Source organism: Acinetobacter soli (genome assembly GCF_000760595.1).
In the GTDB taxonomy this organism is placed as follows: domain Bacteria; phylum Pseudomonadota; class Gammaproteobacteria; order Pseudomonadales; family Moraxellaceae; genus Acinetobacter; species Acinetobacter soli.
This window is the reverse complement of record NZ_BBNM01000028.1, coordinates 1-977: the sequence shown is the minus strand read 5'-3', so window position 1 is coordinate 977 and position 977 is coordinate 1. Positions and strand designations below refer to the sequence as shown.

Here is a 977-nt window from a genome sequence, read left to right as displayed (position 1 = left end):
CACGTAAACGTGGGCACAATTGGTCACGTTGACCATGGTAAAACAACTCTTACTGCTGCGATCGCAACTATCTGTGCGAAAACTTACGGCGGTGAAGCGAAAGATTACTCGCAAATCGACTCGGCTCCAGAAGAAAAAGCACGTGGTATTACCATTAATACTTCACACGTAGAATACGATTCTCCAATCCGTCACTACGCGCACGTTGACTGCCCGGGCCACGCCGACTACGTTAAAAACATGATTACTGGTGCTGCTCAGATGGACGGCGCGATTCTTGTGTGTGCAGCGACTGACGGTCCTATGCCACAAACTCGTGAACACATCCTTCTTTCTCGTCAGGTAGGTGTACCTTACATCGTTGTATTCTTGAACAAATGCGACCTTGTAGACGACGAAGAGCTTCTTGAGCTTGTAGAAATGGAAGTTCGTGAACTTCTATCTACTTACGACTTCCCAGGCGACGACACTCCAGTGATCCGTGGTTCTGCACTTGCAGCGCTTAACGGTGACGCAGGTCAGTACGGTGAGCCTTCAGTTCTTGCGCTTGTAGAAGCACTAGACTCTTACATCCCAGAGCCAGAGCGTGCAATCGACAAAGCATTCTTGATGCCAATCGAAGATGTATTCTCAATTTCTGGTCGTGGTACAGTAGTAACTGGCCGTGTAGAAGCTGGTATCGTGAAAGTAGGCGAATCAGTTGAAATCGTAGGTATCCGTGATACACAAACTACGACAGTAACTGGCGTTGAAATGTTCCGTAAACTTCTAGACGAAGGCCGTGCGGGCGAGAACTGTGGTGTCCTTCTTCGTGGTACTAAGCGTGAAGACGTACAACGTGGTCAAGTACTTGCTAAACCAGGTACAATCAAGCCGCACACTAAATTCGACGCAGAAGTATACGTACTTTCTAAAGAAGAAGGTGGTCGTCATACTCCGTTCCTTAACGGTTACCGTCCACAGTTCTATTTCCGTAC

Annotated in this window: 1 protein-coding gene; it reads left to right on the top strand. The window is 47.9% G+C overall.

The features are described from left to right. Nucleotides 1-977 (top strand): elongation factor Tu (gene tuf, locus Aso01_RS15805; RefSeq protein WP_052406680.1); only part of this gene is annotated, 977 nt, incomplete at both ends.